This is a genomic window from Mesorhizobium sp. BR1-1-13 (assembly GCF_020165515.1).
GTDB lineage: Bacteria > Pseudomonadota > Alphaproteobacteria > Rhizobiales > Rhizobiaceae > Mesorhizobium.
Window position 1 is genome coordinate 547,913 of sequence record NZ_JAIUIH010000001.1, and the last position, 26,040, is coordinate 573,952.

Below are 26,040 nucleotides of genomic sequence, written 5' to 3' on the forward strand. Positions count from 1 at the left end.
TTTGCTCCATGCGCGGCCGCTTGTTAAGCGGCGCGCAATTTACGCTCGCGGCGGATCACTTCCGACGCAAGCTGCAGATAAGCCTGGCTGCCGGAGCATTTGAGGTCGTAGAGGATCGCCGGTTTGCCGTAGGACGGCGCTTCTGACACCCGCACATTGCGCGGAATGATGGTCTCGTAGACCTTGTCCCCCATATGCTCGCGCACGTCCTGCACCACCTGGTTGGCGAGGTTGTTGCGGCCGTCATACATGGTCAGAACGATGCCCTGGATGGTGAGATCCGGGTTGATAGAGCGGCGCACCTGCTCGACGGTTTCGAGCAGCTGGCTGAGACCTTCCAGCGCGAAGAACTCGCATTGCAGCGGCACCAGAACGGAATCGGCCGCCGCCATCGAATTCAAGGTCAAGAGATTGAGCGACGGCGGACAGTCGATCAGCACATAGCCAAACCCGGCCGAACGCCCAGATGCGGCGCGCAGGGCGTTGCGCAGCCGCAGCACCCGGTCCGGCGCCGAGGCGATCTCCATCTCGATGCCGAGCAGATCGAGCGTCGACGGCACGATCGACAGGCCGGGCACCGCCGTCGGGATCGCCGCCTCCTCAAGCTCCAGCTCGCCGGTCAGCACGTCATAGGACGACACTGTCCGGTCCTTGCGGTCGATGCCGAGGCCGGTGCTGGCATTGCCTTGCGGATCGAGGTCGACGATCAGCACCTTCTCGCCGATCGCCGCCAGCGCGGTGGCCAGGTTGATGGCAGTGGTGGTCTTGCCGACACCGCCCTTCTGGTTGGCTACGGTGATGATTCGAGGGCCGTTCTTCATCATGGGTCTATGCCAGGAATTCATTTTGGGTCGCCAACACGGATTCGGACAGGTCTTTGTTCAGACAGGTCGCACATTGGACAGTTCAAGGATGACGCCGCCAGGGTCGGTCATGCTTGGATGTTCTACCAGATCGAAGCTCCAGCGGTTAACGCTTTCTTGCACTTCGGCGCGGTAATCCCGGCCTTTGTGGAACAGCCCGCGCGCACCAGCCATCAGCCACGGTCCCGCCAGCTCGAGCAAGGTCGAAAGCGGCGCCAGCGCCCGCGCCGTGACGATTTCCGGTGCCTCGACAAGCGCATGGCTCTCGTCGATGCGGCGCGCCACGACACGCGCCGGCAGCCCGAACTGGCCGACGACGGCTTGCAGGAATCCCGCCTTCTTGCGATTGCTTTCGACCAGGTCGATGCTGGCGCCGTCATGCTCGGCAAGCAGGAACGCCAGCACCAGTCCCGGAAATCCGCCGCCCGAGCCGATATCGACCCATCGCCGCGCTTTGTCCTCGATTCGCCAGAGCTGCGCGCTGTCCAGTATGTGGCGTTGCCAGACATCGCCCGCCGTCGACTGCGCGACGAGATTGATGCTGCGGTTCCATTTCTGGAACATCTCTTCGAACGCCACCAGGCGATCGAATGTTTCACGTGAAACCGGACCGGCGGCGTTGCGCAGGCTCTCCCAGGAAGCAGCGCTCACGCGACGTCCCTTTGCGCGCTTTCGGAATGCCTAATATGAGCGACGATGATCGCCAGCGCCGCCGGCGTCATGCCTTCCATGCGCTGCGCGTCGGCAACCGAACGCGGCCGCCTTGCACGCATCTTCTGCTTCAACTCGTTCGACAGTCCCGGAACCTCGGCGAAGTCGAGCGTCTCGGGGATGAGCCGGCTTTCCTCGTGCCGAATCTGGGCGACGTCGCTCTTCTGGCGATCGAGATAAACCGAATATTTCGCTTCCGTTTCGAGGCGCTCCGCCGTCCTGGCGTCGATCGTCCCGAAATTCCCATCGATCCGGGCCAGCCAGGCCACATCGACGCCGGGATAGGCGAGCAGTTCATAGGCGGATCTGCGCACGCCGTCGCGATTGACCTCCAGCCCATGGCGCGCCGCCTCGTTGGGTGTCAGCTTGACGCCGAGCGCCAGCCGGCGCGCTTCGTCGAGGCGCTGCTCCACCGCACCGAACCGCCGCATCCGCCCGGCTGATGCCATACCCAGACTTGCAGCCAGCGGCGTCAGCCGCTCGTCGGCATTGTCGGCGCGCAGCGAAAGCCGGAATTCGGCGCGCGAGGTGAACATGCGGTAGGGCTCGCTGATGCCGCGGCTGGTCAGATCGTCGACCATCACGCCGATATAGGCTTCGGTGCGGCTGAGCACGACCTGCTCGCTGCCCGACGCCCGCCTTGCGGCATTGAGGCCCGCCAGCAGGCCTTGCGCGGCGGCCTCCTCATAGCCCGTCGTGCCGTTGATCTGCCCGGCCAGGAACAGGCCGGCGACGCGCTTGGTCTCCAGCGTCGGGTTGAGCTCGCGCGGGTCGACATGGTCGTATTCGATGGCATAGCCGGGCTGCAGCATCACCGCGCGTTCCAGCCCCGGGATGGTCTTCAGGATTTCGAGCTGCACCTCCTCCGGCAGCGAGGTCGAGATGCCGTTCGGGTAGACCGTGTCGTCGTCCAGGCCTTCCGGTTCGAGAAAAATCTGGTGGCCTTCGCGGTCGCCGAACTTGACGATCTTGTCTTCGATCGACGGACAGTAGCGAGGCCCGACGCCTTCGATCGAACCCGAATACATGGCCGAGCGCCCGAGATTGGCGCGGATCAGCTCATGCGTGGCCGCGGTCGTGCGCGTGATGCCGCACTCGATCTGCGGCGTCTCGATGCGGTCGGTCATCAGCGAGAACGGCACCGGATCGTCATCCGCCGCCTGGCTTTCAAGCGACGCCCAGTCGATGGTTCGCCCGTCGAGGCGCGGCGGCGTGCCCGTCTTCAGGCGGCCGAGCTTGAAGCCCGCGCGGCTCATCGTCGCCGATAGCCCAAGGCTCGCCTGTTCGTTCATGCGGCCGGCGACGATCTTCCTCTCGCCGATATGGATCAGCCCCCGCAGGAAGGTTCCGGTGGTCAGGACCACCGCGCCGCAGGCAAGGCGCCGGCCGTCGGCCAGGATAACGGCGCGCAGGCACCCCGAATCGTCGATGTCGAAATCGAGCACCTCGCCCTCGACCACGTCGAGATCGTTCTGCTCGCGAATCGCTTCCTGCATGGCGAGCCGGTAAAGCTTTCGGTCGGCCTGGGTGCGCGGGCCGCGCACGGCTGGCCCCTTGCGCCGGTTGAGCAGGCGAAACTGGATGCCGGCGGCGTCCGCCACCCGGCCCATCAGCCCGTCCATGGCATCGATCTCGCGCACCAGATGGCCCTTGCCGAGCCCGCCGATGGCCGGATTGCAGGACATGACGCCGATCGTGTCGAAACGCAGCGTCACCAGCGCTGTCCTGGCGCCAGCACGCGCAGCCGCGCTGGCCGCCTCGCTGCCCGCATGGCCGCCACCCACCACAACCACATCATAGTGATCGGTCATTTTAAACGCCCTGGATTCAAAGTTTGGTGGAGAGATGTCCCCGCAGCGGGACGGTGTCAAGAAACTTCGCGGGAGTTTCACGTGAAACAGGACGGCCAACCTCGTTGCGTGTTTCACGTGAGTCAAGCGCTAAGGTCGGCGCCGCCCCTCATCCGCCTGCGGGCACCTTTTCCCTGTATAGTGACGGGAGAAGGGAATTGGCCGCAACGCCGGCGCTCATTCTTGCAACGTTAGCGATTGGCGAAGCCGGCGATGACAGCATCCCTCTCCCGGTCACTTTATGGGAGAGGATGCCGGCAGGCAGGTGAGGGGCAGCGCCGACGCCGGCGATTGGCCCGGCGCAGCCGTTTCACGTGAAACAGCGCCGGGCCGGAGAGCCCCCTGTTTCACGTGAGTCATCGGCCGGGTCCGGAGTAACAGGAGCCGAAGTCAGCGCTGCCCCTCATCCGCCCGCTGGCACCTTCTCCCCGTATGGCGACGGAAGCCTCCGCACCCCGACGATGTTCCACGTGAATCATTTCCCGATGCAGAACTGCGAAAAAATCACATCCAGCATGTCCTCGACATCGACCGCGCCGACGATACGGCCGAGCCGGTCGGCGGCCAGCCGCAGATCCTCGGCGCGCAGTTCCTGCCCGGCGTCCGGGCTCTTGGCCGCGCGCAGCAGGAAGCGATTGGCTTCCCTGAGCAACTCGACATGGCGAAGCCGCGAAGGCAGGATGTCGCCCGCTTCGCCGACCTGCGCAGCCGCGAGCCTGGCGATTTCGGCCAGCAGTTCCGTCACGCCTGTCCCGTCCTTGGTGGAAATGACGCGATCATAACCACCTGTCAGGCCGGCGGGGGCTCTTTCCTGCACCAGATCGAGCTTGGTGCCCACGCGCAATGTCGTGATACCCTCGCGTGGCAGAGCAAGGGGATGCGGGTCGGCGATGTCCTCGAGCAAAAGCAAGAGGTCGGCGCCATGCGCCTTGGCTCGCGCCTTCTCGATGCCGATCGCTTCCACCTTGCCGGCGGTATCGCGCAGGCCGGCGGTATCGGTCAGCCTGACCCGCAGGCCTTCGAGGTCAAGCACGATCTCGAGCAGATCCCGCGTCGTGCCCGGTTCATCCGTTACAATAGCTGCATCGCGCCGCGCCAAAGCGTTGAACAGGCTCGACTTGCCGGCATTCGGGGCGCCGAGGATAACGACCTCGAATCCGTCGCGGATGATTTCACCGGCACGAAACCCGGCAATGTGGCGCTCGATCTCCCCGATCAGCGCCGAAACATCAGACCAGACCGTATCCGAAACGGAGCCGGGAATGTCGTCTTCGTCGGCAAAGTCGATCTCGGCCTCGATCATGGCGCGCGCATGGATAAGCCGCTGCCGCCAGCTCAGATAAAGCTCGGCCTGCGCACCCTCGGCATTCTGCACCGCGAAGCGCCGCTGCGCCTCGGTCTCGGCGTTGACCAGATCGGCCAGCGCCTCCGTCCTCACCAGATCGACCTTGCCATTGAGGAAGGCCCGGCGCGTGAACTCGCCCGCTTCGGCGTGCCTGACGCCTTCGAAGCCGGCGATCGTCTCCAACAGTCTCGCCACCACGGCGCGGCCGCCATGCACCTGGAATTCCGCCACGTCCTCGCCGGTGAAGCTACCGGGGCCCGGGAAAAAGATCACCAGGCCGTTGTCTAGCACGCCCCCATCGGGCTCCCGCAGCCTGCGCAGGCTGGCCACGCGGCTCTTAACCATGCCGCCGGCAATCGTTTCGATAACGAATCGAGTCTTTGGCCCCGAAATGCGAATGACGGCGACGCCGGCGGGCAGGCGCCCGCTGGAAAGCGCGACGATGGTGTCGGCCGAAATCATTTGCCCGCCTTGTTGGACCGCCCTAGCTTCACTATCCAACCCCTGTTTCGCCGGACCGCTCATTGTGACACTGCCTGCGCAAAATCTGCTTGCCGACGAAGCCAGCCCCTATTTGCAGCAGCACAGCGGCAATCCGGTGCATTGGCGGGCCTGGTCGCCGGCGTCGCTTGACGAGGCGAGGGTGCTGGATCGGCCGATCCTGCTGTCGGTCGGCTATGCCGCCTGCCACTGGTGCCATGTCATGGCCCATGAAAGCTTCGAGAATGACGACGTCGCCGCCGTCATGAACCGTCTGTTCGTCAATATCAAGGTCGACCGCGAGGAGCGTCCCGACATCGACCAGATCTATATGGCGGCGCTGTCCTCGATGGGCGAGCAGGGCGGCTGGCCGCTGACCATGTTCCTGACGCCGCAGGGCAAGCCGTTCTGGGGCGGCACCTATTTCCCGCGCGAGCCGCGCTATGGCCGCCCGGGCTTCATTCAGGTGATGGAGGCGATCGACAAGGCTTGGCGCGAGAAAAGAGCAAGCCTGAACCAGAGCGCCGATGGGCTGACCTCGCATGTCGAGACCCGGCTCGCAGGAGCGCATGCCCGCACCGCGCTCGACCGCGACACGCTGGCCGCGCTCGCCAGAGGCATAGACGGCATGATCGACAAGGATCTCGGCGGCCTGCGCGGCGCGCCGAAATTCCCCAACGCGCCGTTCATGCAGACACTGTGGCTGTCGTGGCTGCGCGACGGCAATGCCGGTCACCGCGACGATGTCCTGTTGAGCCTCGAACGGATGCTGGCCGGCGGCATCTACGATCATGTCGGCGGCGGGCTCAGCCGCTATTCCACGGACGCGCAATGGCTGGTGCCGCATTTCGAAAAGATGCTCTACGACAACGCGCAGCTCATCCGTTTTTGCAACTGGGCCTACGCCGCGGGCGGAAAGGATTTGTTCCGGGTCCGAATCGAGGAGACCGTCGACTGGCTGCTGCGTGAGATGCGCGTCGAGGGCGGCGCCTTCGCCGCCAGTCTCGATGCCGACAGCGAGGGCGAGGAGGGCCTTTTCTACACCTGGAGCCGGGAAGAGATCGAGGCCGCGCTCGGCGACGATTCTCCGTTGTTTTTCAATCACTTCATGCTCTCCAGCCCACCCGGTTGGGAAGGCAAGCCTGTCATCCACCAGACGCCGGCCCAGCAGGTGCAAGGCATTGCCGAGCAACCGCTTCTGGCCGCTCTCAAGTCAAGGCTGCTGGCGGTCCGTGAACGGCGCGTCAGGCCCGGCCGCGACGGCAAGGTCCTCGCCGACTGGAACGGCCAGATGATCTTGGCACTCGCCGAGGCCGGCCGCGCGCTGGCGCGCCAAGACTGGATCGACGCGGCCAAGGCCGCATTCGATCATATCGCCTCCTCCGCCGAGGGCGGACGGCTGCCCCATTCCATGCTCGGCCCCAAGAAACTGTTCCCGGCCCTGTCGAGCGACTATGCGGCGATGGCCAATGCGGCGATCGCCCTGTTCGAAGCCACCGGCGACTGGAGCTACGCCGATCGGGCCCGGCAATTCGTCGAGCAGCTCGACCGCTGGCATGCCGATGCCGACGGCACCGGTTATTATCTCACCGCATCCGACAGCACCGACGTGCCGATCCGCATCAGGGGCGACGTCGACGAGGCTATTGCGTCGGTCACCGGTCAGGTCATCGAGGCGCTGGTCCGGCTCGCCGCGCTGACCGGCGATCTCGACCTGCAGGAGAAAGCGACGAAAGTCGCCGAACACGCCGCCGGCCGCGCGGCGCACCAGGCCTATGGCCAGGCCGGCATCGTCAACGCTTCGGCGCTCGCCATAGAGCCGCTAAAGCTGGTGCTTGTGGACGATCTGGCGAATCCAGGGCTCGCTCCGGTCGCGAATCGCAATCCCGATCCGCGTCGGGTGGATATTGTGCTGGCGATCGGTACGCAGGCGAATCGAGCTTCCTTGCCGGGTGGAGTATTGCCGCCGACGGACAAGCCCGGTGCGTGGCTCTGTACGGGGCAGGTGTGTCTGCCGGTCATCACGGATGGTGATGAACTGGAAGGATTTTTGCGGCGAAGACGATAGAGTTCGTCATCCTATGGCGGAGCAAGGAGTGAAGCGACGCGGCGCAGACCATAGGATCCATGCCGTGACATCAGAGCGTTGCAACAGTGCCAGTTCTGCTCCCGTCGCACCCTCCGGGGAGACGGCATCGATCCTCGGGTCAAGCCCGAGGATGACGAAAGCGAGGCCCGCCTTGCCCGCTTACGTATTCATCGAATCGAAGAAGTCCGCATTGGTCTTGGTCTGCTTCAGCTTGTCGATGAGGAACTCGATCGCGTCGGTCGTTCCCATCGGCGCCAGGATGCGGCGTAGCACGAAGATCTTCTGCAGGTCAGCGCGCGGCACCAGCAGGTCTTCCTTGCGGGTACCCGACTTCAGAATGTCCATGGCCGGGTAGATGCGCTTGTCGGCGACCTTGCGGTCGAGCTGGATTTCGCAGTTGCCGGTGCCCTTGAACTCTTCAAAGATGACTTCGTCCATGCGGCTGCCGGTATCGATCAGCGCCGTGGCGATGATGGTTAGCGAACCGCCTTCCTCGATGTTGCGGGCAGCACCGAAGAAGCGCTTCGGGCGCTGCAGCGCGTTGGCGTCGACGCCGCCGGTCAGCACCTTGCCCGAGGACGGCACCACGGTGTTGTAGGCGCGGCCAAGACGGGTGATGGAATCGAGCAGGATGACGACGTCGCGGCCATGCTCGACCAGCCGCTTGGCCTTCTCGATGACCATCTCGGCGACCTGCACGTGGCGCACCGCCGGCTCGTCGAAGGTCGAGGAGATCACCTCGCCCTTCACCGAGCGCTGCATGTCGGTCACTTCCTCCGGCCGCTCGTCGATCAGAAGCACGATCAGGTAGCATTCCGGATGGTTGGCGGTGATCGAGTGGGCGATGTTCTGCATGAGAACCGTCTTGCCGGTACGCGGCTGCGCGTTGATCAACGCGCGTTGTCCCTTGCCGATCGGCGCCACCAGGTCGATCACGCGCGGCGAGATATCCTTGGAGGTCGGGTTATCGATCTCCATCTTCAGCCGCTTGGTCGGATAGAGCGGCGTCAGATTGTCGAAGTGGATCTTGTGGCGGATCTTCTCGGGATCGTCGAAATTGATCGTGTTGACCTTGAGCAGCGCGAAATAGCGCTCGCCCTCTTTCGGGCTGCGGATCGGCCCTTCGACCGTATCGCCGGTCTTGAGCGAAAAGCGCCGGATCTGCGAGGGCGAAATATAGATGTCGTCGGGACCCGGCAGATAATTGGCGTTGGCCGAGCGCAGGAAACCGAAACCGTCCTGCAAGACTTCGACCACGCCGTCGCCGATGATCTCGATGTCCTGGGCGGCCAGCTTCTTGAGGATTGCGAACATCAGCTCCTGCTTGCGCATGACGCTGGCGTTCTCCACCTCGAGCGATTCGGCATAGGCGATCAGCTCTGGCGGTTTCTTGTTCTTGAACTCGGTGAGTTTCATTTCTTGCATTAGGATAGACTCTGGGTAGGCTTTTGGGAGGAAATCGGCGGGATGCGATAAATGCCGGGCGCGGCCAAAAGCAATGAAGGGCGGCGCATGACGGGAAGGAAGACCCGTCTTTTATCGTCGGCCGGCTGAAAGAGCAAGCCGCCTTTTAGCAAGTCGTGAGAGAGGTCTGAAGGTTCATAACGGCTTGACGACGACCAGGATCACGATAGCGATCATCAGCAATGTGGGGATCTCGTTGACGATCCGCCAGTGCCTCGCGGGCTTTTCATTGCGGTCCTCGGCGAATTTTCGCACAGCGCCGGCCAGATAGCCGTGGATGCCCGACAGAACCAGCACCAGCGCGATCTTGCCATGCAGCCAGCCGCCCTGGAAACCGAAACCTTTCCAGGCCAGCCACAGGCCGAACACCCAGGTGACGATCATCGCCGGGTTGATGATGCCGCGCAGCAGCCGGCGCTCCATCACCTTGAAGGTCTCCGACTGCACCGAACCCTTCTCGGCGTCTGCGTGATAGACCAGCAGCCGCGGCAGATAGAGCATGCCCGCCATCCACGAGATGACGGCAAGAACATGGATCGCCTTGGCCCAGAGATAAAAGCCGTCGGGCGCTGCCAGAAACAGCAGCGCCGTCAGCACGACCAAAGCGGCGATGCCGATCACCATGCGCATCATCGCCTGGCCCGTGCTGTTGGTGTTGCTCATTCCGGCCATCAGCGTGTCGCGCTCCTCACCAGTTTCACCATCGCCTCGACATGGGCCATGGGCGTTTCCGGGGTGATGCCGTGGCCGAGATTGAAGATCAGCGGTCCGCTTCCCAGGCTCTCCAATATCGCGCTGACGCCGTCGGCCAGCGCCTTGCCGCCGGCGACCAGCCGCAGTGGATCGAGATTGCCCTGGACGGCTCCTTCCCGCTGCAACGCCTTCGCTGTCTCCAGCGGCACCGTCCAGTCGATCCCCAGCCCCGTGACGCCGGTCTTCTCGCGATAGCTGCGGTAGCGCGTGCCGGCGCCCTTCGGAAAACCGATGATCGGCACATCGGGATGGACCGCTCGAACCTGCCTGACGATCTCGGCCACCGGCTCGACGCAGAACAGCTCGAAACAAGCATCGTCGAGCACGCCGGACCAGGAATCGAATATCTGCACCACATCGGCGCCAGCCTCGATCTGCCTGATGAGATAGGCGGCCGAATGATCGGCCAGCACCTTGAGCAACTGACGAAACGCCGCCGGCTCGCGATAGGCGAACAGCCGCGCCGGCGCCTGGTCCGGCGTGCCGTGCCCGGCGATCATGTAGGTCGCCACCGTCCATGGCGCGCCGCAGAAGCCGATCAAGGTGGTTTCATCGGGCAGTTTCGCCCGCAACCGGCGAACCGTCTCGTAGACCGGTTCGAGATTCACGTGAAACACCGTGCTGTCCAGGGCTGCGATTTCAGCCGCCGTGATCGGCGTCAGCAGCGGCCCTCGCCCCTCTTCGAAGCGCACGTCGCGGCCAAGCGCATGCGGAACGACAAGGATGTCGGAGAACAGGATCGAGGCGTCGAAGCCGAAGCGCTCGATCGGCTGCATGGTCACCTCGAAGGCAAGGTCGGGATCATAGCAGAGGTCGAGGAATGAACCTGCGCGTCGGCGCGTCTCGCGGTATTCCGGCAGATAGCGCCCGGCCTGGCGCATCATCCAGAGCGGCGGCGGAAACACCGTCTCACCCTTCAGCACGTCCAGCATGATCCGTCTTGCAGGCATAGAGCGCTCGCCTCTCCCGGCTTTCCCTTAAACAAATATCTTATTTCTAGAGAATCTTCTGATTCTAAGAGTCTGTTGGTTGTGGTGGTTGTCACCTGTCCCGCTTTGGCCGTCAAAACACCAGCAAGCATATTGTCGCGCATTTCCAATCGCCCCTTGCAGGGTTCTGGGGACGAGCCGGAATCTTCCATTGGACTCAATACGCTAGAGCAGCGATCCTGCAGGCTGGTCCTGTGGACAGACAAAAGGCAAAAATCTTCGTCCACGGACTTGTCCCCAGCCGCCCGACGAAGCCTACAGCGCGTCGAATTGTGGACAAACCGGCATCTGATACAGTCGCTCCGGCCGGCGGGTTTTCCGAACCCTGCTTTATCCACATCCGCCCACAGCCCTAGGTAAAACCCTGTGAACAAACCCCAGAGCTTCTTCCACCTGCACCTGATCTCCGACGCCACCGGCGAAACGCTGCTCGCCGCCGGCCGCGCGGCTTCGGCCCAATACAAGGATGCGCGCGCCATCGAGCACATCTACCCGCTCATCCGAACCGAAAAACAGGTGGCCAAAGTGTTCGAGGACATCGAGGAGGAGCCGGGCATCATCCTCTATACCGTCGTCGACCAGAAGCTGGCGCGCGGCATCGACGAGCGTTGCGCCGCGATGGGCCTGCCCTGCGTCTCCGTGCTGGAGCCGGTGCTCACCGTCTTCCAGTCCTATCTGGGCACGCCGGCCGGCCGCCGCGTCGGCGCCCAGCATGTCCTCGACGCCGAATATTTCCGCCGCATCGACGCGCTCAACTTCACCATGGAGCATGATGACGGCCAGTTGCCGGCCAATATGGACGATGCCGACATCGTGCTGGTCGGCATTTCGCGCACGTCCAAGACGCCGACCAGCATCTATCTCGCCAACAGAGGCATCAAGACCGCCAACATTCCGATCGTGCTCGGCGTGCCGGTGCCCGAAAGCCTGGTCAACGCCAGGACGCCGCTGATCGTCGGCCTCGTCGCCACCGCCGAGCGGATCTCGCATGTCCGCCAGAACCGCATCCTCGGCAACTCGAGCGCCTATGTGCCGACCGACTATGTCGACCGCGCCGCCATCAACGAGGAACTCGCCTATGCCCGCCAGATCTGCACCCGCCACGGCTGGCCGATGATCGACGTCAGCCGCCGCTCGATCGAGGAAACGGCGGCGGCCATCGTTGCCCTGCGGGGGAAGACGCGCTAGGTCCGGAACGCTGGCGCGAAGGAACGAGACGCCCATGACCGAAAAAATCATCCTCGCTTCCGGCAGCCCATTCCGCAAGGCGATGCTGCTCGCTGCCGGCATCGACGTCGAGGCGGTTGCGCCTGAGGTCGACGAGCGCGCGCTCGAGGCGCCCCTGCAAGGCAGCGGCGCCTCGCCCGAGGATGTCGCGCTGGTGCTGGCTGAGGCCAAGGCCACCGAAGTAAGCGAGCGCAGGCCCGGTGCGCTGGTGCTCGGCTGCGACCAGACGCTGTCGCTCGGCGACGAGGTGTTCCACAAGCCAACCGACATGGAAGGGGCGCGCCGCCATCTGCTGGCGCTGTCGGGAAAGACCCATCAGCTCAACAGCGCCGCGGTCCTGGTCCGCGACGGCGGGGTGCTGTGGCGCCATGTCGGCATAGCCAGCCTCACCATGCGCAAGCTCGATCCGGCCTTCATCGGCCGCCATCTGGCGCGCGTCGGCTCAAGGGCGCTGTCGAGCGTCGGGGCCTACCAGGTCGAAGGCGAAGGCATCCAGCTCTTCGAGAAGATCGAGGGCGATCATTTTACCATTGTCGGCCTGCCGCTGCTGCCGCTGCTGGCCGAACTGCGCACGCTGGGAGCGATCGATGGCTGAGGCGACCAAAAAGGCCTTCGTCACCGGTCACCCGATCAAGCATTCGCGCTCGCCGAAGATCCACGGCCACTGGCTGGCCATATACGGCATCGACGGCAGCTACCAGGCGATCGACGTGGCGCCGCAGGATTTCACCGAATTCCTGAAGACATTGCAAGCGAGCGGTTATCTCGGCGGCAACGTCACCATCCCGCACAAGGAGGCGGCGTTCGCCCTGGTCGAGCGCCGCGATGGGGCAGCCCAGCAGATCGGCGCCGTCAACACGCTGTGGCTGGAGGACGGTCGCCTTTGGGGCGGCAACACCGACAGCCATGGCTTCGCCGCCAATCTCGACGATCATGCGCCGGGCTGGGCGTCCATTGGCCCGGCGGTGGTGCTCGGCGCTGGCGGGGCCTCGCGCGCCGTCATCCACGCGCTGAAGCAGCGTGGCATGAGCGATATCCGCATCGTCAACCGCACGCTTGCCCGGGCGGTGGAATTGCGCGACCGGTTCGGCGCCGGTGTCTCGGCGCATGGCATGGCGGCGACCGGTGAACTGCTTGCCGATGCCGGCCTGCTCATCAACACCACGGCGCTCGGCATGCAAGGCAATGAGGGTCTGGCCGCCGACCCGGCCCTTTTGCCGGACCACGCGATCGTCACCGACATCGTCTATGTGCCGCTCGAGACGCCGCTGCTTGCCGCGGCAAGCGCGCGCAAGCTGAAGACGGTGGACGGCCTCGGCATGCTGCTCAACCAGGCGGTTCCGGGTTTCGAGCGCTGGTTCGGCGTGCGGCCCCGGGTCACACCCGAATTGCGCGCGCTCATTGAAGCCGATCTGGTGCCAAAACCATGATCGTTCTCGGCCTCACCGGTTCGATCGGCATGGGCAAGTCGACCACCGCAAAAATGTTTGCCGATGCCGGCGTGCCGGTCCACGATTCCGACGAGACGGTGCATCGCCTCTATGCCGGCAAGGCAGCCCCGCTGGTCGAGGCCGCCTTTCCCGGGACCACCGGCGCCGGAGGCGTCGACCGCGCGAAGCTCGGCGCTCGGGTGCTTGGCGATGCGGCCGCGCTGAAAAGGCTGGAAGCGATCATACATCCGCTGGTGCGCGCCGATGCCGACGCGTTCCTGGCGCGCAACCGCGCCGCCGGCGCGCCGCTTGCCGTCCTCGACATTCCGCTTCTGTTCGAAACCGGCGGCCGCGATCGGGTCGACAGGGTCGTCGTCGTTACCGCGCCGGCCGAAGTCCAACGCCAGCGCGTGCTGGCGCGGCCCGGCATGAGCGAAGAGAAACTCGCCTCCATCCTGGCCAGCCAGGTGCCGGATGCGCAAAAGCGCCGCCGCGCCGATTTCGTCATCGACACCAGCCAGGGCCTGGACGCCGCGCGGGCTGAGGTCGCCGAGATCATCGCGAAAGTCTCCGGGGAACGCTGACGCTTTCCTTCTCCCCTTGTGGGGTCCGAAGGACGGGGCGAGACCCGTGGCTCGCCCCAGGGCGGTGCATCGGCGCGCAGCGCCGAGACGGTTGAGGGGTGCTCCAGCGGAATGAGGCGTTGGCGTTCCCTGGAACACCCCTCGTCCGTCGCCTTCGGCGACACCTTCTCCCACAAGGGGAGAAGGAAAAAGGCCATTGCCCATTGCCATTTTGTTCCGCTCTCACGATTCTGCTCACCAGGAGCGACTGATTCGATGCGTGAGATCATTTTCGATACGGAAACCACCGGCCTCGACATGCGCGACGACCGCATCATCGAGCTTGGCGGCGTCGAGCTGGTCAACCGCTTTCCAACCGGCAGGACCTTCCACCATTACATCAACCCGCAGGGCCGCTCGATCCACGCCGAGGCTCAGGCCGTGCACGGCATCAGCATGGCGGACCTGCAGGGCAAGCCGTCCTTCGCCGAGATCGTCGAGGAGTGGATCGCCTTCACCGACGGCGCCAAGCTGGTCGCCCACAACGCCACCTTCGACATCGGCTTCCTCAATGTCGAGTTCGGCCGGCTCGGCCATCCGGCCGTCGACATCGGCCGCGTCGTCGACACGCTGGCGCTGGCGCGGCGCAGGCATCCGATGGGTCCCAATTCGCTCGACGCGCTCTGTCGGCGCTACGGCATCGACAATGCGCGGCGCACCAAGCACGGCGCCTTGCTGGATTCGGAGCTGTTGGCCGAAGTCTACATCGAGCTGATCGGCGGCAAGCAGACGGCTCTGATCCTGGACACCGTTGCCGTGCAGATGAACGGCGCGGGCGAAGTGGCAGACATCGACATCTCGGTCGGCGCGCGGCCGATCGCCCTCCCCCCGCGCCTGAGCGAAGCCGAGCGCGCGGCGCACGCGGCCATGATCGCCACGCTTGGCGAGAAGGCGCTTTGGCTGAAGATTATGGCTGGGTGATACTCCACACCTTCGTCATCCTAGGGCGGAGCAGGAGCGAAGCGACGTCGCGGAGACCCTAGGATCCATGCCGTGACGGTCGTGTAGTGCTCCGGGGGTGCAAAAACCTAGCCTACCATCCCGTCCCGTGAAAAAGCTCGAACCACTCTGGATTGGTCTTCTCGATCAGGTCGATCTTCCACTGACGCGGCCAGCGCTTTAGTGATTTCTCGCGCTGGATGGCGTCAGTGATGTCGAAAAATTCCTCATACCACACCAGCCGCTGCACGACGTAGCGGCTGGTAAAGCGGGAACCCTGGCCGAATTTGTGCTCCGGTATGCGGCGACCGAGGTCATTGGTGACGCCGATATAAATCGTGCCACGCTTTTGGTTTGCGATCATGTAAACGTAGCCGGTCATTACTCAGGATACTGCCCGTGCCATTCTGATCGGCCGCACCCCTATGGCCAACGTCACGGCATGGATCCTAGGGTCTCCGCGACGTCGCTTCGCTCCTGCTCCGCCCTAGGATGACGAAGGACGGATCATTTTGGCTAGTCTCCAATGTTGGCGATTGTTCATCAACGAACGGTGAATGTTGGTGCAACCCCACCTACAAAAAAACCCGGCACAAAGGCCGGGTTCCTTGTAATTGCCGCTATCGTCGCCTCAGCTCACCTGGACCTTCGACGCTGCCTGGTCCTCGGCCAGCTTCTGCTGGAACATCTGCGCGAAATCGATCGGGTCGAGCATCAGCGGCGGGAAGCCGCCATTGCGCGTCGCCTCGGCGATGATCTGCCGGGCGAACGGGAACAGCAGCCGCGGGCATTCGATGAACAGGATCGGCAGCATGTGTTCCTGCGGGAAGCCGCTGATGGCGAAAACGCCGCCATAGACCAGCTCGACGTTGAACAGCACTTCCTGGTCGAAGGACGCCTTGGCGTTCAGCGTCAGATTGACGTCGAACTGCTTGTCGGAGAGCGGATTGGCGTTGACGTTGACGTTGATGGCGATGCCGGGCGCCTTGTCGCGGCCGCGCAGCGAGTTCGGCGCGCCGGGGCTCTCGAAGGAAAGATCCTTCACATACTGGGCAAGGACGTTGAGCGAGGGCTGCGCCGTGTTGCCGTTTCCGTTGGCGCCGACCGGCGCGTCATCTTTGCTGGCCATGAGCCTTGTGTCCTTTTGCCTGGGCAGCATTGCTGACCGAATTGAAATCGGGCGTTCGCTACCATGGCCGGCATGACAAGACAAGGTTTGCCGCCTTGCTTGTCGCGTCGTCATCCTAGGGCGAAGCGACGCGAAGCGGAGCGTAGACCCTGGGATCCATGCCGTTACATCGGCCGGAGAATGAAGCGGCCCAAAATAGCCAATGCACACCTTGCCAGTGACCGGTGCCGCGACCGACTTCCACGGTTAGAGTAGAACGAAATTCAGCACCGTCAGAGCGCTTCCACGTCACGGCATGGATCCTGGGGTCTGCGCGCGTCGCTCCGCTCCTTGCTTCGCCCCAGGATGACGAGGGGAGGCAGCGCCTCAGTCGTCCTTCAGGCGGCGCCATGGCGAATTGTGGTCCGGCCCGCGCTTGAAATCGTCTTCGCGCGAATAATCGCCGTCTTCGAGGTCGATGACCCTGTCGCGCGGCCGGCCGCGGAAGCCGCCGCCCGAGAAATTCGTCGCCACCACGATGCGGCCCTTGAGCCTGCGCCAGGCAAGGTCGCGCACCGGCGGCAGGAACAGGAGAATGCCGAAGACGTCCGATATGAAGCCGGGGATGATCAGTAGGATTGCGGCGAGCACGATCATGGCGCCGTGCGCGAGCTGACGGCTCGGATCGCGGCCGGCGCCCATCTCGGTGCTGATGCGGCTCATGACGCCAAAACCCTGACGCCTGAGCAGCAGCGCCCCGGCGATGCTCGAGGCGAGCACCAGGCCGACCGTCGCCAGCGCGCCGATCTGGCGCCCGACTATGACGAAGCCGGCAATCTCCAGCAGCGGAAGCGCCAGAAGAAAAACGGGAAATAACGAAATGCGCAAGTCTTGCCGATCCTTCCGATCGTTCTGGCGTTGGTCTGTTTTGCCTGCCAGCGGCCGCCGGCCGCTGGCGCCGAGGCTGTTAGATAGGTATGGCTGCCTTTGATTTGAATGATTGCGCCTTGCGTTCTATATGGTTTGCATGTTGAACGCTATGCGACCGCTGCCCTGTTGGCCGGGCGGTCCGGCCGAGGGCAGGATTGATTGGCGGAAGATATGGGCTTCTTCGACTTCGGCACGATTTTCTTCCTGATTGCGGCAGTTGTGATCTTTTTCCAGCTGCGCAATGTGCTGGGCCGTCGTACCGGCAGCGAACGGCCGCCTTTCGACCCCTATACCGCCGCCCGGACCGGCGACAAGGATGCGCAGAAATCCGAGAATGTCGTGTCGCTGCCGCGCAAGCGCCAGCCCGGCGAGCCGGCCGGCGAGGTCTATGCGGCCATCGACGCCTTTGCCAAGCCCGGCACCGACCTCAACAAGGGCCTGCGCACGATCAAGGACAACGATCCGTCCTTCGACCCGAAGGGTTTCGTCGACGGCGCCAAGATGGCTTACGAGATGATCGTCATGGCCTATGCCGACGGCGATCGCAAAACGCTGAAGAACCTTCTGTCGCGCGACGTCTATGACGGTTTCGTCGCCGCGATCGGCGAGCGCGAGGCGCGGTCGGAAAAGATCCAGTCTTCCTTCGTCGGCATCGACAAGGCCGACATCGTCTCGGCCGAGATGAAGGGCGGCGAGGCGCATGTCACGCTGCGCATCATCAGCGAGCTGATTTCGGCGACGCGCGACAAGGCCGGTGCGGTCATCGACGGCGACCCCGAAACCGTCGCCGAGGTCAAGGACGTCTGGACCTTCGCCCGCGACACGCGCTCGCGCGATCCGAACTGGAAGCTCGTCGCCACCGAAGAAGAAGATTGAATCCCCGACCGCGGCGGGCCTGTCGTGTCCTTCCATCAGGCATTCAGCGAAAGATCCTTCGGCGCTCTGCCCGGCTGGGATGACGACGACCATCTGGCGGCCTTCGAAGCCTTTCGCCGCTCCGCCTTCCATGTCCTGGCCAAGCCCTATCGCAGCGGCGCGCTCGGCGTCGATTTTGACGCCTTTGCCGGTGCCTATGCCGAGGCGCGGGCGGCGCCTCCTGCCAGCCGGTCGGAGGCGCGGCGCTTCTTCGAGCGTCATTTCGTCCCCATGCTGGTGCGCCCGGAGACCAGCGCCGGCCTCGTCACCGGCTTCTACGAACCGGAGGTCGAGGCCTCGCCGGTGCGCACGGAGCGTTTTGCCGTGCCGCTGCTGTCGCGTCCCGCCGATCTCGTCGACATCGACGACGCCAACCGGCCCGACGCAATGGATCCCTATCTCGCTTTCGCGCGCCGGACGCCGGACGGGCCGGCCGAATATTTCGATCGTGGCGCGATCGAGCGCGGCGCGCTCGCCGGCAAGGGCCTGGAAATCGCTTGGCTGGCCGACAAGGTCGACGCCTTCTTCATCCATGTGCAGGGCGCGGCGCGGCTTCTTATGACCGACGGCCGGCTGTGCCGCGTCACCTATGCCGCCAAGTCCGGCCAGCGCTTCACCGGACCCGGCAAGGTGTTGAGCGAACTCGGCGAGATCCCGCTGGAAAAAGTGACGATGCAGTCGATCCGCGCCTGGTTCAGGGCGCATCCCGGCCGCGTCGACGAGATCCTGTGGCGCAACCGCTCCTATATCTTCTTCCGTGAGGCCTCGGTCGAGGACGCAACGCTCGGGCCGATCGCTGCCGCCAAGGTGCCGCTGACGCCGGGCCGCTCGATCGCCGTCGACCGGCTGCTGCACACATTCGGCACGCCCTTTTACGTCGATGCGCCATCGCTGACGGCTTTCGAGGTAAAACCGTTCCGGCGCCTGATGATCGCGCAAGACACCGGTTCCGCCATCACCGGGCCGGCGCGCGGAGATCTCTTCGCCGGCTCGGGCGACGCCGCCGGCGAGATCGCCGGCGTGGTGCGCAATCCGGCCGATTTCTACGCGCTGGTGCCGCGCCCGCTCGTCTCGGGGTCGAAGCCGTGACCGGCCGCACCGAGAGGCTGAGCGAGGACGACCGGGTGCTGTGGAACCTGGTGGCGCGCACGGCCAAGCCGCTGAAAGGCAAGGCCGCCGTGCCCGTTCCGGATTTCGGCATCGAGGCGAAGCCGGCGCCGACGCAAAAAGCCCCGCCCGTTGCCGGTCCGGCCGGCGCGCCTAAGCCGAAGGCCCAGCATGTCTCCCATGCGCTCGACGAGCCGACGCTGGACAAGCTGTCGAAAGGCCGGCTGCCCATCGAAGGCCGGGTCGACCTGCACGGCATGACGCAGGACGAAGCCTATTCGCTGCTGTTCTCCTTCCTGCGCCGCGCCCATGCCGGCGGCATCCGTTACGTCCTGGTCATCACCGGCAAGGGCTCGTCGTCGGGCGGCGACGGCGTGCTGCGCCGCGCTGTGCCGGCCTGGCTGTCGACGCCCGCGTTCCGGCCGCTGGTCTCCAGTCACGACCACGCCGCGCGCAATCATGGCGGCTCGGGCGCGCTCTATGTCAGGCTGCGGCGGGTCCGGTCGTGAGGATGGGGTCGTGACCCCGTTCGGCGAGAGGCTGCGGGCGCTGAGGGCCGAGCGCGGCGTCACCCAGAAGGACATGGCCGCCGCCATCGGCGTCAGCGCCGCCTATCTGTCCGCGCTCGAGCACGGAAGGCGCGGCGCGCCGACCTGGACGTTGATCCAGAAGATCATTGGTTATTTCAACATCATCTGGGACGACGCCGAGGAACTGGCGCGACTGGCCGAAGGCTCGCATCCGCGCGTCAGGCTCGACACGTCGGGCCTGAGCCCGGCCGCGACCGAGCTTGCCAACCTCCTGGCCGAGAACATCGAAAAGCTCGACGAGGAGGAACTGCGCGGCATAACCGCCTCTATCCGGGCGGCGCTGGGGCGGCGGCGGTAGGCCGGGTTTGCCCGGCTCTCGCGGCGGCTCTAAAGCGCGTCGCGTCGAAACGGATTCATGCGACGCGCTTTAGGTCTTTGTTTTTATGCATGTCGTTCTCCCAAAACCGAGGTCACTTTTGGGCGACATGCATTAGCTCCCGATCGCAAAACGCTGCCCGCCAGCAGCAGCCGGCGGGCAGCCGTGATGAGATCAGTTCTTGCCGGCCGTGCTGCCGCCATTGCCGCCGCGGCCGTGATCACCATGGCCACGGCCACCATTGCCGCCACCCAGGCAGTCCGATGCGCCGGCGGCGCCGCAACAGCGGCCGCTCCACAGGTCGTTGAGGTTGGTGTTGGCGCAGCTCGGAATGGTCTGGTCGGCCAAAGCGGATCCGGCCATGCCCGACACCGCGACGGCGGCGAGAAGAGTGTTGCGCAGGAAAGCAGTCATTTGAAGTCTCCATGGTTGGTTTCGGTTCACGGCTGTGTGTCGCCGGCCGGGCCGAAAATGGCTCACGGAGGGATGCAGAAAGTTTTCGCAGGTGCGTGGCGAGCGCTCGGGCACGGGTCGGCATAGTTCGCGAAGCCTCCCCGCTTTCATCATCCACGGGCGCAGCGGAAGCGAAGCGGAGGCGCAGACCCGAGGATTCCATGCCGCGAACGGCGAGCGCCGCGACGGTGCAAAAAAAGGGCGGGCGATGTCTGTGAAAAGAACCCCGGTCTTGGACCGCTGCGGACCGCATTGATGGGTCTCCGCGACGGAGCTTCGCTCCTGCTCCGCCCGGGAATGACGAAGCAAGGGAGCCGCCGCTGTCCTACTGCACGGACCCCACCAGCACCTGCTGGCCGCCGCGGATGGAGACCCAGCGGCCGGTGTTGTCGATCGCCTGCCGCTTGAGGAAGCGGTAGCCGGTCTGGTCCCATGCCTTGACCTTGTCGGTCAGATTGTCGAGCACATAGTCGCCCTTGTCGGTGCGCACCGTCAGCACCGAGTGCCCTTCGCCATCGGGTTTGCGCACCACGGTGATGAGAAGATCGGCAAGCGATATGCCCATCCGGGACAGCAGGCGCCGCTTTTCCAGCACATAATCCTCGCAGTCGCCGACTCCCTTGGCGGGATAGGCCCAGACCTCGTCCTTGCCGTAGATGTCCATATCGCTCATCGGCTTGACGGCGGCATTCACCCTGGCGGTGACCTTGGCCAGCTTGCTCCACAACCTGTCCGTCATGGCGGCCGGCGCAAGATTGCCGGGACGGATCGCGCATTCGCGGGCATTGAGCCTGCAGAAATCATAGTGGCCGATCGGTTGCGACGCGATACCGCCGGTCGTCATCGCTCCAGCCGCCAGGGCCGGCGCAACCCAGCCTCCCATCATTGTCGCCAGTCCGGCTACTGCGCACGCACGAAGCGTTCGCGCCATTGGTGAGGAATTCATTGTCCCCGCTCGCCCTTGTTATTAATGAAAGGTTAAGGGCGATCTACAGTCCGTGTCAATTACCACGATTGGGTGATTTGCGACATGGTTACCCGCGAGACGCATGGCAGCGGCACCCGTGCGACAGGCCTGCCCGGCCTGTCCGGCGCTATCGGGCCGGCAATGCCGGCTGCCTATCTTTTGGCGGTGCGGACCAGCTTCGGCTTCACCGCGACCCGGTTCTGGCGGCCATAGCTGGTGATGAAGTCGACGATGCGCGGCACGATCTCGGACCGGAAGCGCGAGCCGTTGAAGACGCCGTAGTGGCCGACCGCGGGCTGCATGTAATGCGCCTTCCTGTCGGCGGGAATGTTGACGCACAGATCGTGCGCCGCCCGCGTCTGGCCGAGGCCCGAAATGTCGTCGTTCTCGCCCTCCACCGTGAACAGCGCGACATTGCGGATGGCCGAGGGATCGATCGGCGTGCCGCGATGCGTCATCTCGCCCTTGGGCAAGGCATGGCGGACAAACACCGTGTCGACCGTCTGCAGGTAGAACTCCGCCGTCAGGTCCATCACCGCCAGATACTCGTCGTAGAAGTCGCGGTGCTTCTCGGCGCTGTCGCCGTCATGCTTCACAAGGTGCATGAAGAAGTCCTTGTGGGCGATGATGTGGCGGTCGAGGTTCATGCTCATGAAGCCCGAAAGCTGCAGGAAGCCTGGATAGACTTCGCGGCCGAAGCCCGGCACCGGCCAGGGCGCGCGCATGACGACATTGTCGCGGAACCAGTCGATGCCCTTCTCCTCGGCCAGAAGGTTGACCGCGGTCGGGTTGCGGCGCGTGTCGATCGGCCCGCCCATCAGGGTCATCGTCGAAGGGACGAAGGGGTCGCCCTTGCTTTCCATCAGCGCCACGGCCGCCAGCACCGGCACGGAAGGCTGGCACACCGCCATCACATGCGTGTCGGGGCCCAGCGTGTGCAGCATCTCGATGATGTAGTCGATATAGTCGTCGAGATCGAATTGGCCGTCGGCCAGCGGCACCATGCGAGCGTCGATCCAGTCGGTGATGTGCACGTCGGCATGCGGCAGCATGGCTTCGACGGTGCCGCGCAGCAGCGTCGCATAGTGGCCCGACATCGGCGCCACGATCAGCAGCTTCGGATCGCGCCGCCGTCCGGCAGGCACGGCGCGCTCGAAACGCACCAGGTTGCAGAACGGCCGCGACCAGACGGTCTTCTCGGTCACTGCCACGCTCTTCCAGTCGACCACCGTCTTGTCGAGGCCGAATTGCGGCTTGCCGTAGCGGCGTGTGGTGCGCTCGAACAGCTCGGCGCCCGCCGCGATCGAGCGGCCCCATGAGGTGTGCGAGAACGGATTGAGCGGGTTGGAGTAGAACAGCCGCACCGCATCGGCATAGAGGCGTGCCGGCTGCAGGGCGGCGTGGTTCATTTCATAGAGCTGGTAGAACATCCGTTTACCCCGCTGCGGCCTGCGACCGAAGGGGCGGCGAGCAGCGCCTGGCCCTAACTGTCTCGCGGGGAAGTTAACAACTAATTGCTGCGATGCAATACGTCACAGGGCGTGATCTATACGCATTCTTGGTCCAAAGCGTTGGAAATCAGCCTCGGACGGTACAAGCCGGCGCATTGTGCAGGTGCGAAGGCCCGCCAGGCGGCCCGGCCCCTCGGCCGGGCAACGTGGTCAGACGCGCGCCATGCAGACCGCGGTATGGCCCGAACCGATGAAGCCGAGCTGGCCGGCCGCGCCCTTCGACAGGTCGAGCACGCGTCCCCGGATGAAGGGGCCGCGATCGTTGATGCGCACCACGACGCTGCGGCCGTTGTTCTTGTTGGTTACCCGCAGCTTGGTGCCGAAAGGCAGGGTGCGGTGCGCGGCGGTCATCGCCGATGGGTTCATGCGTTCGCCCGATGCGGTGCGCGAGTGCAGGGCGTACCAGGAAGCGCGGCCGCACTGGGCGGCGGCGGCTGGAGTGGCCGAGGCGCCGACCATCAGGCCAGCAGCGATCGTCCCCGCGACAAGCGCGGTCCGGTTGTTGTTATTCATATCTGGGGGATGGCTCCGTTTTTGACAGACCCCAGCCGTTACGGAGACAATAAGGCACGAAATGCGGCAATCATCTGGCAGTTCCATGGCATCGGCACACGTTTAGAGTCGCCCGGTAACAGTCTGTCAGTGATTTTTCGGTGATCCGCGATCAAGTCACGATGATGTTCCAGTCGACATCCATGTCTTGTTTGACAAGATCGAGCGGCAACATCCAAGTAGAAGGTGTTGCGCTTGACCCGATTCCTTTGCCTCTTTCATCGCGACGGCGGCGATGCAACCGATCGACTTCGGAAGGAGAATCCGGCAATGAGACTGACCAAAAATTTGCTGGCGTTGATTGTGGTGGCCGTCGGCGCGCTGTGGTCGCTGCAAGGCATCGGCGCGATCGGCGGCAGCTTCATGACCGGCCAGTCGCAATGGCTCACCATCGGCATCGTCGTCATGCTGCTCGGTCTCGCCGGCCTGGTGTGGGCGAACCGTTCGCGCAGTTGAGCCTCCGATAAGTCCTTTGTTTTGATTATTTTCGATGTATAATGCACCATCTATATTAGGTATTGCTTTTATATAGGCCGGTTAGTTGGAGTTTCCGATGGCGATGGCAAGCAAACTTCCGAAGGACTGGGCGATTGGTGCGGCGATATTGCTTGGAATTTCGCCTATCCTGCCGACTAACGCTCACGCGGAACTATCCGCGCGTAAGATGTTGATCAGCAGAGCCCAGTTCGAAACGCTTTGCGCTTCAGTACCTGGCTCATCTATCCCGCAGATGCACGCCGACGGGATTTGCATATTGACGGCGTCAAGTACCAAGCCGAGCGAGCGTTCTCCATGGGCTGGCGGCTCCGCCGGGAGTAGCCGCGTCGGAGATCGCGGAGGCAGTACCGGTGGCCAAGGCGCGGAGGGCTCGAGCGGCGTGGGTGGCACCGGAGGCAGTGGCGGCGCGCCGGGGTCCGGAGCTACGGGCAGCAATGGCGGTACAGGAGGCAAGGCTGGAAGCGTGTCCGGTGACGGCGGCACCAGTACTGGAGGTACTGGAGGTACCGGAGGCTCGGGGGGCAGCGCTGGCGGCTTGTCCGGCAATGGTGGCACGGGCGGCACGGGCGGCGTGCCAGGGTCCGGAGGCACCGGAGGGTTGTCCGGCAGTGGTGGCACCGGAGGAACTGGAGGCACTGGCAGCGCCGGAGGTACCGGAGGCTCAGGGGGCAGCGCTGGCGGCTTGTTCGGCAATGGTGGCGCAGGTGGCACGGGCGGCGTGCCAGGGTCCGGAGGCACCGGAGGCTTGTCCGGCAGTGGCACTGGCGGGACTGGGGGCAGCGCTGGCGGCTTGTTCGGCAATGGTGGCGCAGGTGGCACGGGCGGCGTGCTAGGGTCCGGAGGCACCGGAGGCTTGTCCGGCAGTGGCACTGGCGGGACTGGAGGCAGCGCTGGCGGCTTGTTCGGCAACGGCGGCACGGGAGGCACCGGAGGCGCTGCTGGCACCGGCGGTACTGGAGGAACGGGTGGCAATGGTGGGGCCGGCGGCAGATAGCGCAGAGCGGCAAATCAGGCCGCATAAGATGAGGTCAAAACCGGCCGGTCGGGTGGGGGAGAGAGAACAGGTCCGTGGCCTTCGTCCGAAAGGACGAACACGCAAGCGGCCCAGACCGACGCAATCCGCAAGGCGAACCGCCAGCATGGCGATGGCGATGACAAGAATCTTCGACGGCTCGCCGATGCCGAACCAGATGACGACCAGCGGCATATAGGCGAGCGGCGGGATCGTTCGCAGGAATTCGAGCAGCGGATCGAAGACGCCACGGCCGATGGTGCTGATGCCGATGGCCAGCCCCACCGGCACGCCGACGATTTATGGCCGCGGCAAGGGCGGCGCCGGTGCCGAGATCCCCAGGCGGATTTGGCGGCTATGGCGCTTCAAGAGAGATCATCGTTTGGGAAGCTCGGCCACCGCAACGGCTTCCGATCGCGAACGAGAATTCACGCTGCAGCCGCCTGAAAGGCAAATCCATGCTTCAGATGGATTGGAATTTAAAAACATGTTCCGCTTGTTCGCGTTTAAGTATAGTAAGCTTATCGACATAGAGACTTGGAGACGACGATGAGAGGTGATACCCATACGTATCGCGGCGATCGCTGGTGGCACCAGTCTCAGGCCGTCGCGCCAAGTTTTGTGTCCCCGGCGTCACAAGTCAGGTCCAAATTGGCCGCAATGGCTTGAAAATCAAGCAAGATCAATCGCGATTGGCTTGTATATCATGTCCCTAGAATTTATGTGTCGTGGATGCTTGAGCGCGGCGGGAGGCACGCCAGGCGTTTCGCAACGGATGGCCGCGAGCCATCGCATGACAGAGAAACGTTCGGATCATGCTCACCAAGAAAGGCAAGTACGGCCTCAAGGCGCTCGTCCACCTGGCGCGGATGCCGGCCGGGCAGCTTGCCTTCGTCAACGACATCGCGACCGGCAACAACATCCCGAAGAAGTTTCTCGACGCCATTCTGGGCGAACTGCGCAATGCCGGTTTCGTGCAGAGCCGCAAAGGCAAGGATGGCGGCTATCGCCTGGCGCGGCAGCCGGAGGAAATCAGGGTCGGCCATGTCGTGCGTGTGCTCGACGGCCCGCTGGCGCCGATCCCTTGCGCCAGCCGTACCCAGTACCAGCGTTGCGAAGACTGTAACGAGGCGACATGCCAGGTCCGACATCTGATGCTGGAAGTCCGGCAAGCGATCGCCGAGGTGCTCGACCAGCGCAGCCTCGCCGAGATGCGCGACATCGGCCTCGACGACCTTGGGGTCGCAAGGGGCCTCGACGACCTTTCGGTCGCGAGCAACGATCTGCCGGTTGCGGTGAAGGCCTGACGCCGGCGCGT

26 protein-coding genes and 1 pseudogene are annotated in these 26,040 nt (G+C 64.3%); 12 read left to right on the forward strand and 15 right to left on the reverse strand.

All coding sequences use genetic code 11. The features are described from left to right. Positions 1-23: 23 nt before the first annotated feature. The 4 genes from LB533_RS02740 to mnmE form a co-directional block, all read right to left on the reverse strand. On the reverse strand, positions 24-824 hold the full coding sequence (locus tag LB533_RS02740) for a ParA family protein (RefSeq protein ID WP_140639490.1): 801 nt from the start codon (positions 822-824) through the stop codon (positions 24-26). 57 nt (positions 825-881) lie between these two features. Next, complete coding sequence (rsmG, locus tag LB533_RS02745) at positions 882-1,514, reverse strand: 16S rRNA (guanine(527)-N(7))-methyltransferase RsmG (protein ID WP_224676579.1); 633 nt, start codon at positions 1,512-1,514, stop codon at positions 882-884. Continuing rightward, positions 1,511-3,385 carry a tRNA uridine-5-carboxymethylaminomethyl(34) synthesis enzyme MnmG gene (mnmG, locus tag LB533_RS02750; RefSeq protein WP_224676580.1) on the reverse strand — a complete coding sequence of 625 codons (1,875 nt, stop codon included), beginning with the start codon at positions 3,383-3,385 and terminating at the stop codon, positions 1,511-1,513. Before mnmG ends, rsmG begins: the two co-directional genes overlap by 4 nt. 514 nt (positions 3,386-3,899) lie before the next feature. Further along, positions 3,900-5,231, reverse strand: coding sequence for a tRNA uridine-5-carboxymethylaminomethyl(34) synthesis GTPase MnmE (gene mnmE / locus LB533_RS02755; protein ID WP_224676581.1), 1,332 nt, complete (start codon positions 5,229-5,231; stop codon positions 3,900-3,902). 64 nt (positions 5,232-5,295) lie between these two features. On the opposite strand from mnmE, the gene LB533_RS02760 reads away from it, so the two are divergent. After that, positions 5,296-7,317: a thioredoxin domain-containing protein gene (locus LB533_RS02760; RefSeq protein WP_140639486.1), complete on the forward strand. Its 2,022-nt coding sequence runs from the start codon at positions 5,296-5,298 to the stop codon at positions 7,315-7,317. Positions 7,318-7,497: 180 nt separating this feature from the next. On the opposite strand, the gene rho is transcribed toward LB533_RS02760, so the two are convergent. From rho to hemE, 3 genes are all read right to left on the reverse strand, one after another. Beyond that, the gene (gene rho, locus LB533_RS02765; RefSeq protein ID WP_140491913.1) at positions 7,498-8,763 is read right to left on the reverse strand and encodes a transcription termination factor Rho; all 1,266 of its coding nucleotides are present in this window, start codon (positions 8,761-8,763) and stop codon (positions 7,498-7,500) included. A 174-nt stretch (positions 8,764-8,937) separates the two neighbouring features. Beyond that, positions 8,938-9,474 carry a protoporphyrinogen oxidase HemJ gene (gene hemJ, locus LB533_RS02770; protein WP_140639485.1) on the reverse strand — a complete coding sequence of 179 codons (537 nt, stop codon included), beginning with the start codon at positions 9,472-9,474 and terminating at the stop codon, positions 8,938-8,940. Next, positions 9,474-10,505 (reverse strand): uroporphyrinogen decarboxylase, encoded by a 1,032-nt coding sequence (hemE, locus tag LB533_RS02775; RefSeq protein WP_140639484.1) that lies wholly within the window; start codon positions 10,503-10,505, stop codon positions 9,474-9,476. The genes hemJ and hemE overlap by 1 nt, the downstream gene beginning before the upstream one ends. A gap of 405 nt (positions 10,506-10,910) precedes the next feature. Between hemE and LB533_RS02780 the strand changes: the two genes are divergently transcribed. From LB533_RS02780 to dnaQ, 5 genes are all read left to right on the forward strand, one after another. Continuing rightward, positions 10,911-11,732: a pyruvate, water dikinase regulatory protein gene (locus tag LB533_RS02780; RefSeq protein ID WP_140639483.1), complete on the forward strand. Its 822-nt coding sequence runs from the start codon at positions 10,911-10,913 to the stop codon at positions 11,730-11,732. Between the two features lie 34 nt (positions 11,733-11,766). After that, positions 11,767-12,366, forward strand: a complete 600-nt coding sequence (locus LB533_RS02785; RefSeq protein ID WP_140639482.1) for a Maf-like protein — start codon at positions 11,767-11,769, stop codon at positions 12,364-12,366. Next, entirely contained in the window at positions 12,359-13,201 is an 843-nt protein-coding gene (locus LB533_RS02790) for a shikimate dehydrogenase (protein ID WP_140639481.1), read from the forward strand. Before LB533_RS02785 ends, LB533_RS02790 begins: the two co-directional genes overlap by 8 nt. Beyond that, positions 13,198-13,785 (forward strand): dephospho-CoA kinase, encoded by a 588-nt coding sequence (gene coaE / locus LB533_RS02795; RefSeq protein ID WP_224676582.1) that lies wholly within the window; start codon positions 13,198-13,200, stop codon positions 13,783-13,785. The genes LB533_RS02790 and coaE overlap by 4 nt, the downstream gene beginning before the upstream one ends. 255 nt (positions 13,786-14,040) lie before the next feature. Continuing rightward, positions 14,041-14,745 (forward strand): DNA polymerase III subunit epsilon, encoded by a 705-nt coding sequence (gene dnaQ / locus LB533_RS02800; RefSeq protein WP_140639479.1) that lies wholly within the window; start codon positions 14,041-14,043, stop codon positions 14,743-14,745. A 112-nt stretch (positions 14,746-14,857) separates the two neighbouring features. On the opposite strand, the gene LB533_RS02805 is transcribed toward dnaQ, so the two are convergent. The 3 genes from LB533_RS02805 to LB533_RS02815 all read right to left on the reverse strand — a co-directional run bounded on the left by LB533_RS02805 (position 14,858) and on the right by LB533_RS02815 (position 16,759). Then, complete coding sequence (locus tag LB533_RS02805; RefSeq protein ID WP_140639478.1) at positions 14,858-15,145, reverse strand: GIY-YIG nuclease family protein; 288 nt, start codon at positions 15,143-15,145, stop codon at positions 14,858-14,860. Between the two features lie 249 nt (positions 15,146-15,394). Next, positions 15,395-15,892 carry a protein-export chaperone SecB gene (gene secB, locus LB533_RS02810; RefSeq protein ID WP_140491875.1) on the reverse strand — a complete coding sequence of 166 codons (498 nt, stop codon included), beginning with the start codon at positions 15,890-15,892 and terminating at the stop codon, positions 15,395-15,397. Positions 15,893-16,258: 366 nt separating this feature from the next. Further along, complete coding sequence (locus LB533_RS02815) at positions 16,259-16,759, reverse strand: FxsA family protein (protein WP_140639477.1); 501 nt, start codon at positions 16,757-16,759, stop codon at positions 16,259-16,261. 213 nt (positions 16,760-16,972) lie between these two features. Here LB533_RS02815 and LB533_RS02820 point away from each other — a divergent pair, with 213 nt between their 5' ends. The 4 genes from LB533_RS02820 to LB533_RS02835 are packed head-to-tail and all read left to right on the forward strand — an operon-like array spanning position 16,973 to position 19,711. After that, on the forward strand, positions 16,973-17,677 hold the full coding sequence (locus LB533_RS02820; RefSeq protein WP_140514105.1) for a Tim44/TimA family putative adaptor protein: 705 nt from the start codon (positions 16,973-16,975) through the stop codon (positions 17,675-17,677). A 24-nt stretch (positions 17,678-17,701) separates the two neighbouring features. After that, positions 17,702-18,805, forward strand: a complete 1,104-nt coding sequence (locus LB533_RS02825) for a murein transglycosylase A (RefSeq protein ID WP_140639476.1) — start codon at positions 17,702-17,704, stop codon at positions 18,803-18,805. Then, on the forward strand, positions 18,802-19,332 hold the full coding sequence (locus LB533_RS02830) for a Smr/MutS family protein (RefSeq protein WP_140639475.1): 531 nt from the start codon (positions 18,802-18,804) through the stop codon (positions 19,330-19,332). Before LB533_RS02825 ends, LB533_RS02830 begins: the two co-directional genes overlap by 4 nt. 10 nt (positions 19,333-19,342) lie before the next feature. Next, entirely contained in the window at positions 19,343-19,711 is a 369-nt protein-coding gene (locus LB533_RS02835) for a helix-turn-helix domain-containing protein (protein ID WP_140639474.1), read from the forward strand. 192 nt (positions 19,712-19,903) lie between these two features. Here LB533_RS02835 and LB533_RS02840 read toward each other — a convergent pair whose 3' ends face one another. The 4 genes from LB533_RS02840 to LB533_RS02855 form a co-directional block, all read right to left on the reverse strand. Beyond that, on the reverse strand, positions 19,904-20,143 hold the full coding sequence (locus LB533_RS02840; protein ID WP_140524470.1) for a hypothetical protein: 240 nt from the start codon (positions 20,141-20,143) through the stop codon (positions 19,904-19,906). 364 nt (positions 20,144-20,507) lie between these two features. After that, a complete protein-coding gene (locus tag LB533_RS02845) occupies positions 20,508-21,128 on the reverse strand; it encodes a transglutaminase-like cysteine peptidase (protein ID WP_140639473.1) in 621 nt (206 codons plus the stop codon). 173 nt (positions 21,129-21,301) lie between these two features. Continuing rightward, on the reverse strand, positions 21,302-22,579 hold the full coding sequence (locus tag LB533_RS02850) for a polyhydroxyalkanoate depolymerase (protein ID WP_140639472.1): 1,278 nt from the start codon (positions 22,577-22,579) through the stop codon (positions 21,302-21,304). Positions 22,580-22,810: 231 nt separating this feature from the next. Beyond that, a complete protein-coding gene (locus LB533_RS02855; protein WP_140639471.1) occupies positions 22,811-23,173 on the reverse strand; it encodes a septal ring lytic transglycosylase RlpA family protein in 363 nt (120 codons plus the stop codon). 309 nt (positions 23,174-23,482) lie between these two features. On the opposite strand from LB533_RS02855, the gene LB533_RS02860 reads away from it, so the two are divergent. Next, positions 23,483-23,668 (forward strand): hypothetical protein, encoded by a 186-nt coding sequence (locus tag LB533_RS02860; RefSeq protein WP_181169343.1) that lies wholly within the window; start codon positions 23,483-23,485, stop codon positions 23,666-23,668. 1,164 nt (positions 23,669-24,832) lie between these two features. Here LB533_RS02860 and LB533_RS02865 read toward each other — a convergent pair. After that, positions 24,833-25,044: pseudogene (locus LB533_RS02865) on the reverse strand (taurine ABC transporter permease); the annotation flags it as partial. A gap of 493 nt (positions 25,045-25,537) precedes the next feature. On the opposite strand from LB533_RS02865, the gene LB533_RS02875 reads away from it, so the two are divergent. Continuing rightward, positions 25,538-26,029 carry an RrF2 family transcriptional regulator gene (locus tag LB533_RS02875; RefSeq protein ID WP_224676584.1) on the forward strand — a complete coding sequence of 164 codons (492 nt, stop codon included), beginning with the start codon at positions 25,538-25,540 and terminating at the stop codon, positions 26,027-26,029. Positions 26,030-26,040 lie beyond the last annotated feature (11 nt).

Bases quoted from the DNA above. Each gene is read 5' to 3' on its own strand.
- LB533_RS02805 (WP_140639478.1), bottom strand. From the start codon at position 15,145: ATGACCGGCTACGTTTACATGATCGCAAACCAAAAGCGTGGCACGATT.
- mnmG (WP_224676580.1), bottom strand. From the start codon at position 3,385: ATGACCGATCACTATGATGTGGTTGTGGTGGGTGGCGGCCATGCGGGC.
- LB533_RS02790 (WP_140639481.1), top strand. From the start codon at position 12,359: ATGGCTGAGGCGACCAAAAAGGCCTTCGTCACCGGTCACCCGATCAAG.
- rho (WP_140491913.1), bottom strand. From the start codon at position 8,763: ATGCAAGAAATGAAACTCACCGAGTTCAAGAACAAGAAACCGCCAGAG.
- LB533_RS02875 (WP_224676584.1), top strand. From the start codon at position 25,538: ATGCTCACCAAGAAAGGCAAGTACGGCCTCAAGGCGCTCGTCCACCTG.
- hemJ (WP_140639485.1), bottom strand. From the start codon at position 9,474: ATGGCCGGAATGAGCAACACCAACAGCACGGGCCAGGCGATGATGCGC.
- secB (WP_140491875.1), bottom strand. From the start codon at position 15,892: ATGGCCAGCAAAGATGACGCGCCGGTCGGCGCCAACGGAAACGGCAAC.
- LB533_RS02785 (WP_140639482.1), top strand. From the start codon at position 11,767: ATGACCGAAAAAATCATCCTCGCTTCCGGCAGCCCATTCCGCAAGGCG.
- LB533_RS02850 (WP_140639472.1), bottom strand. From the start codon at position 22,579: ATGTTCTACCAGCTCTATGAAATGAACCACGCCGCCCTGCAGCCGGCA.
- dnaQ (WP_140639479.1), top strand. From the start codon at position 14,041: ATGCGTGAGATCATTTTCGATACGGAAACCACCGGCCTCGACATGCGC.
- LB533_RS02845 (WP_140639473.1), bottom strand. From the start codon at position 21,128: ATGAATTCCTCACCAATGGCGCGAACGCTTCGTGCGTGCGCAGTAGCC.
- coaE (WP_224676582.1), top strand. From the start codon at position 13,198: ATGATCGTTCTCGGCCTCACCGGTTCGATCGGCATGGGCAAGTCGACC.
- LB533_RS02840 (WP_140524470.1), bottom strand. From the start codon at position 20,143: ATGACTGCTTTCCTGCGCAACACTCTTCTCGCCGCCGTCGCGGTGTCG.
- hemE (WP_140639484.1), bottom strand. From the start codon at position 10,505: ATGCCTGCAAGACGGATCATGCTGGACGTGCTGAAGGGTGAGACGGTG.
- mnmE (WP_224676581.1), bottom strand. From the start codon at position 5,231: ATGATTTCGGCCGACACCATCGTCGCGCTTTCCAGCGGGCGCCTGCCC.
- LB533_RS02860 (WP_181169343.1), top strand. From the start codon at position 23,483: ATGAGACTGACCAAAAATTTGCTGGCGTTGATTGTGGTGGCCGTCGGC.
- LB533_RS02820 (WP_140514105.1), top strand. From the start codon at position 16,973: ATGGGCTTCTTCGACTTCGGCACGATTTTCTTCCTGATTGCGGCAGTT.
- LB533_RS02855 (WP_140639471.1), bottom strand. From the start codon at position 23,173: ATGAATAACAACAACCGGACCGCGCTTGTCGCGGGGACGATCGCTGCT.
- LB533_RS02740 (WP_140639490.1), bottom strand. From the start codon at position 824: ATGATGAAGAACGGCCCTCGAATCATCACCGTAGCCAACCAGAAGGGC.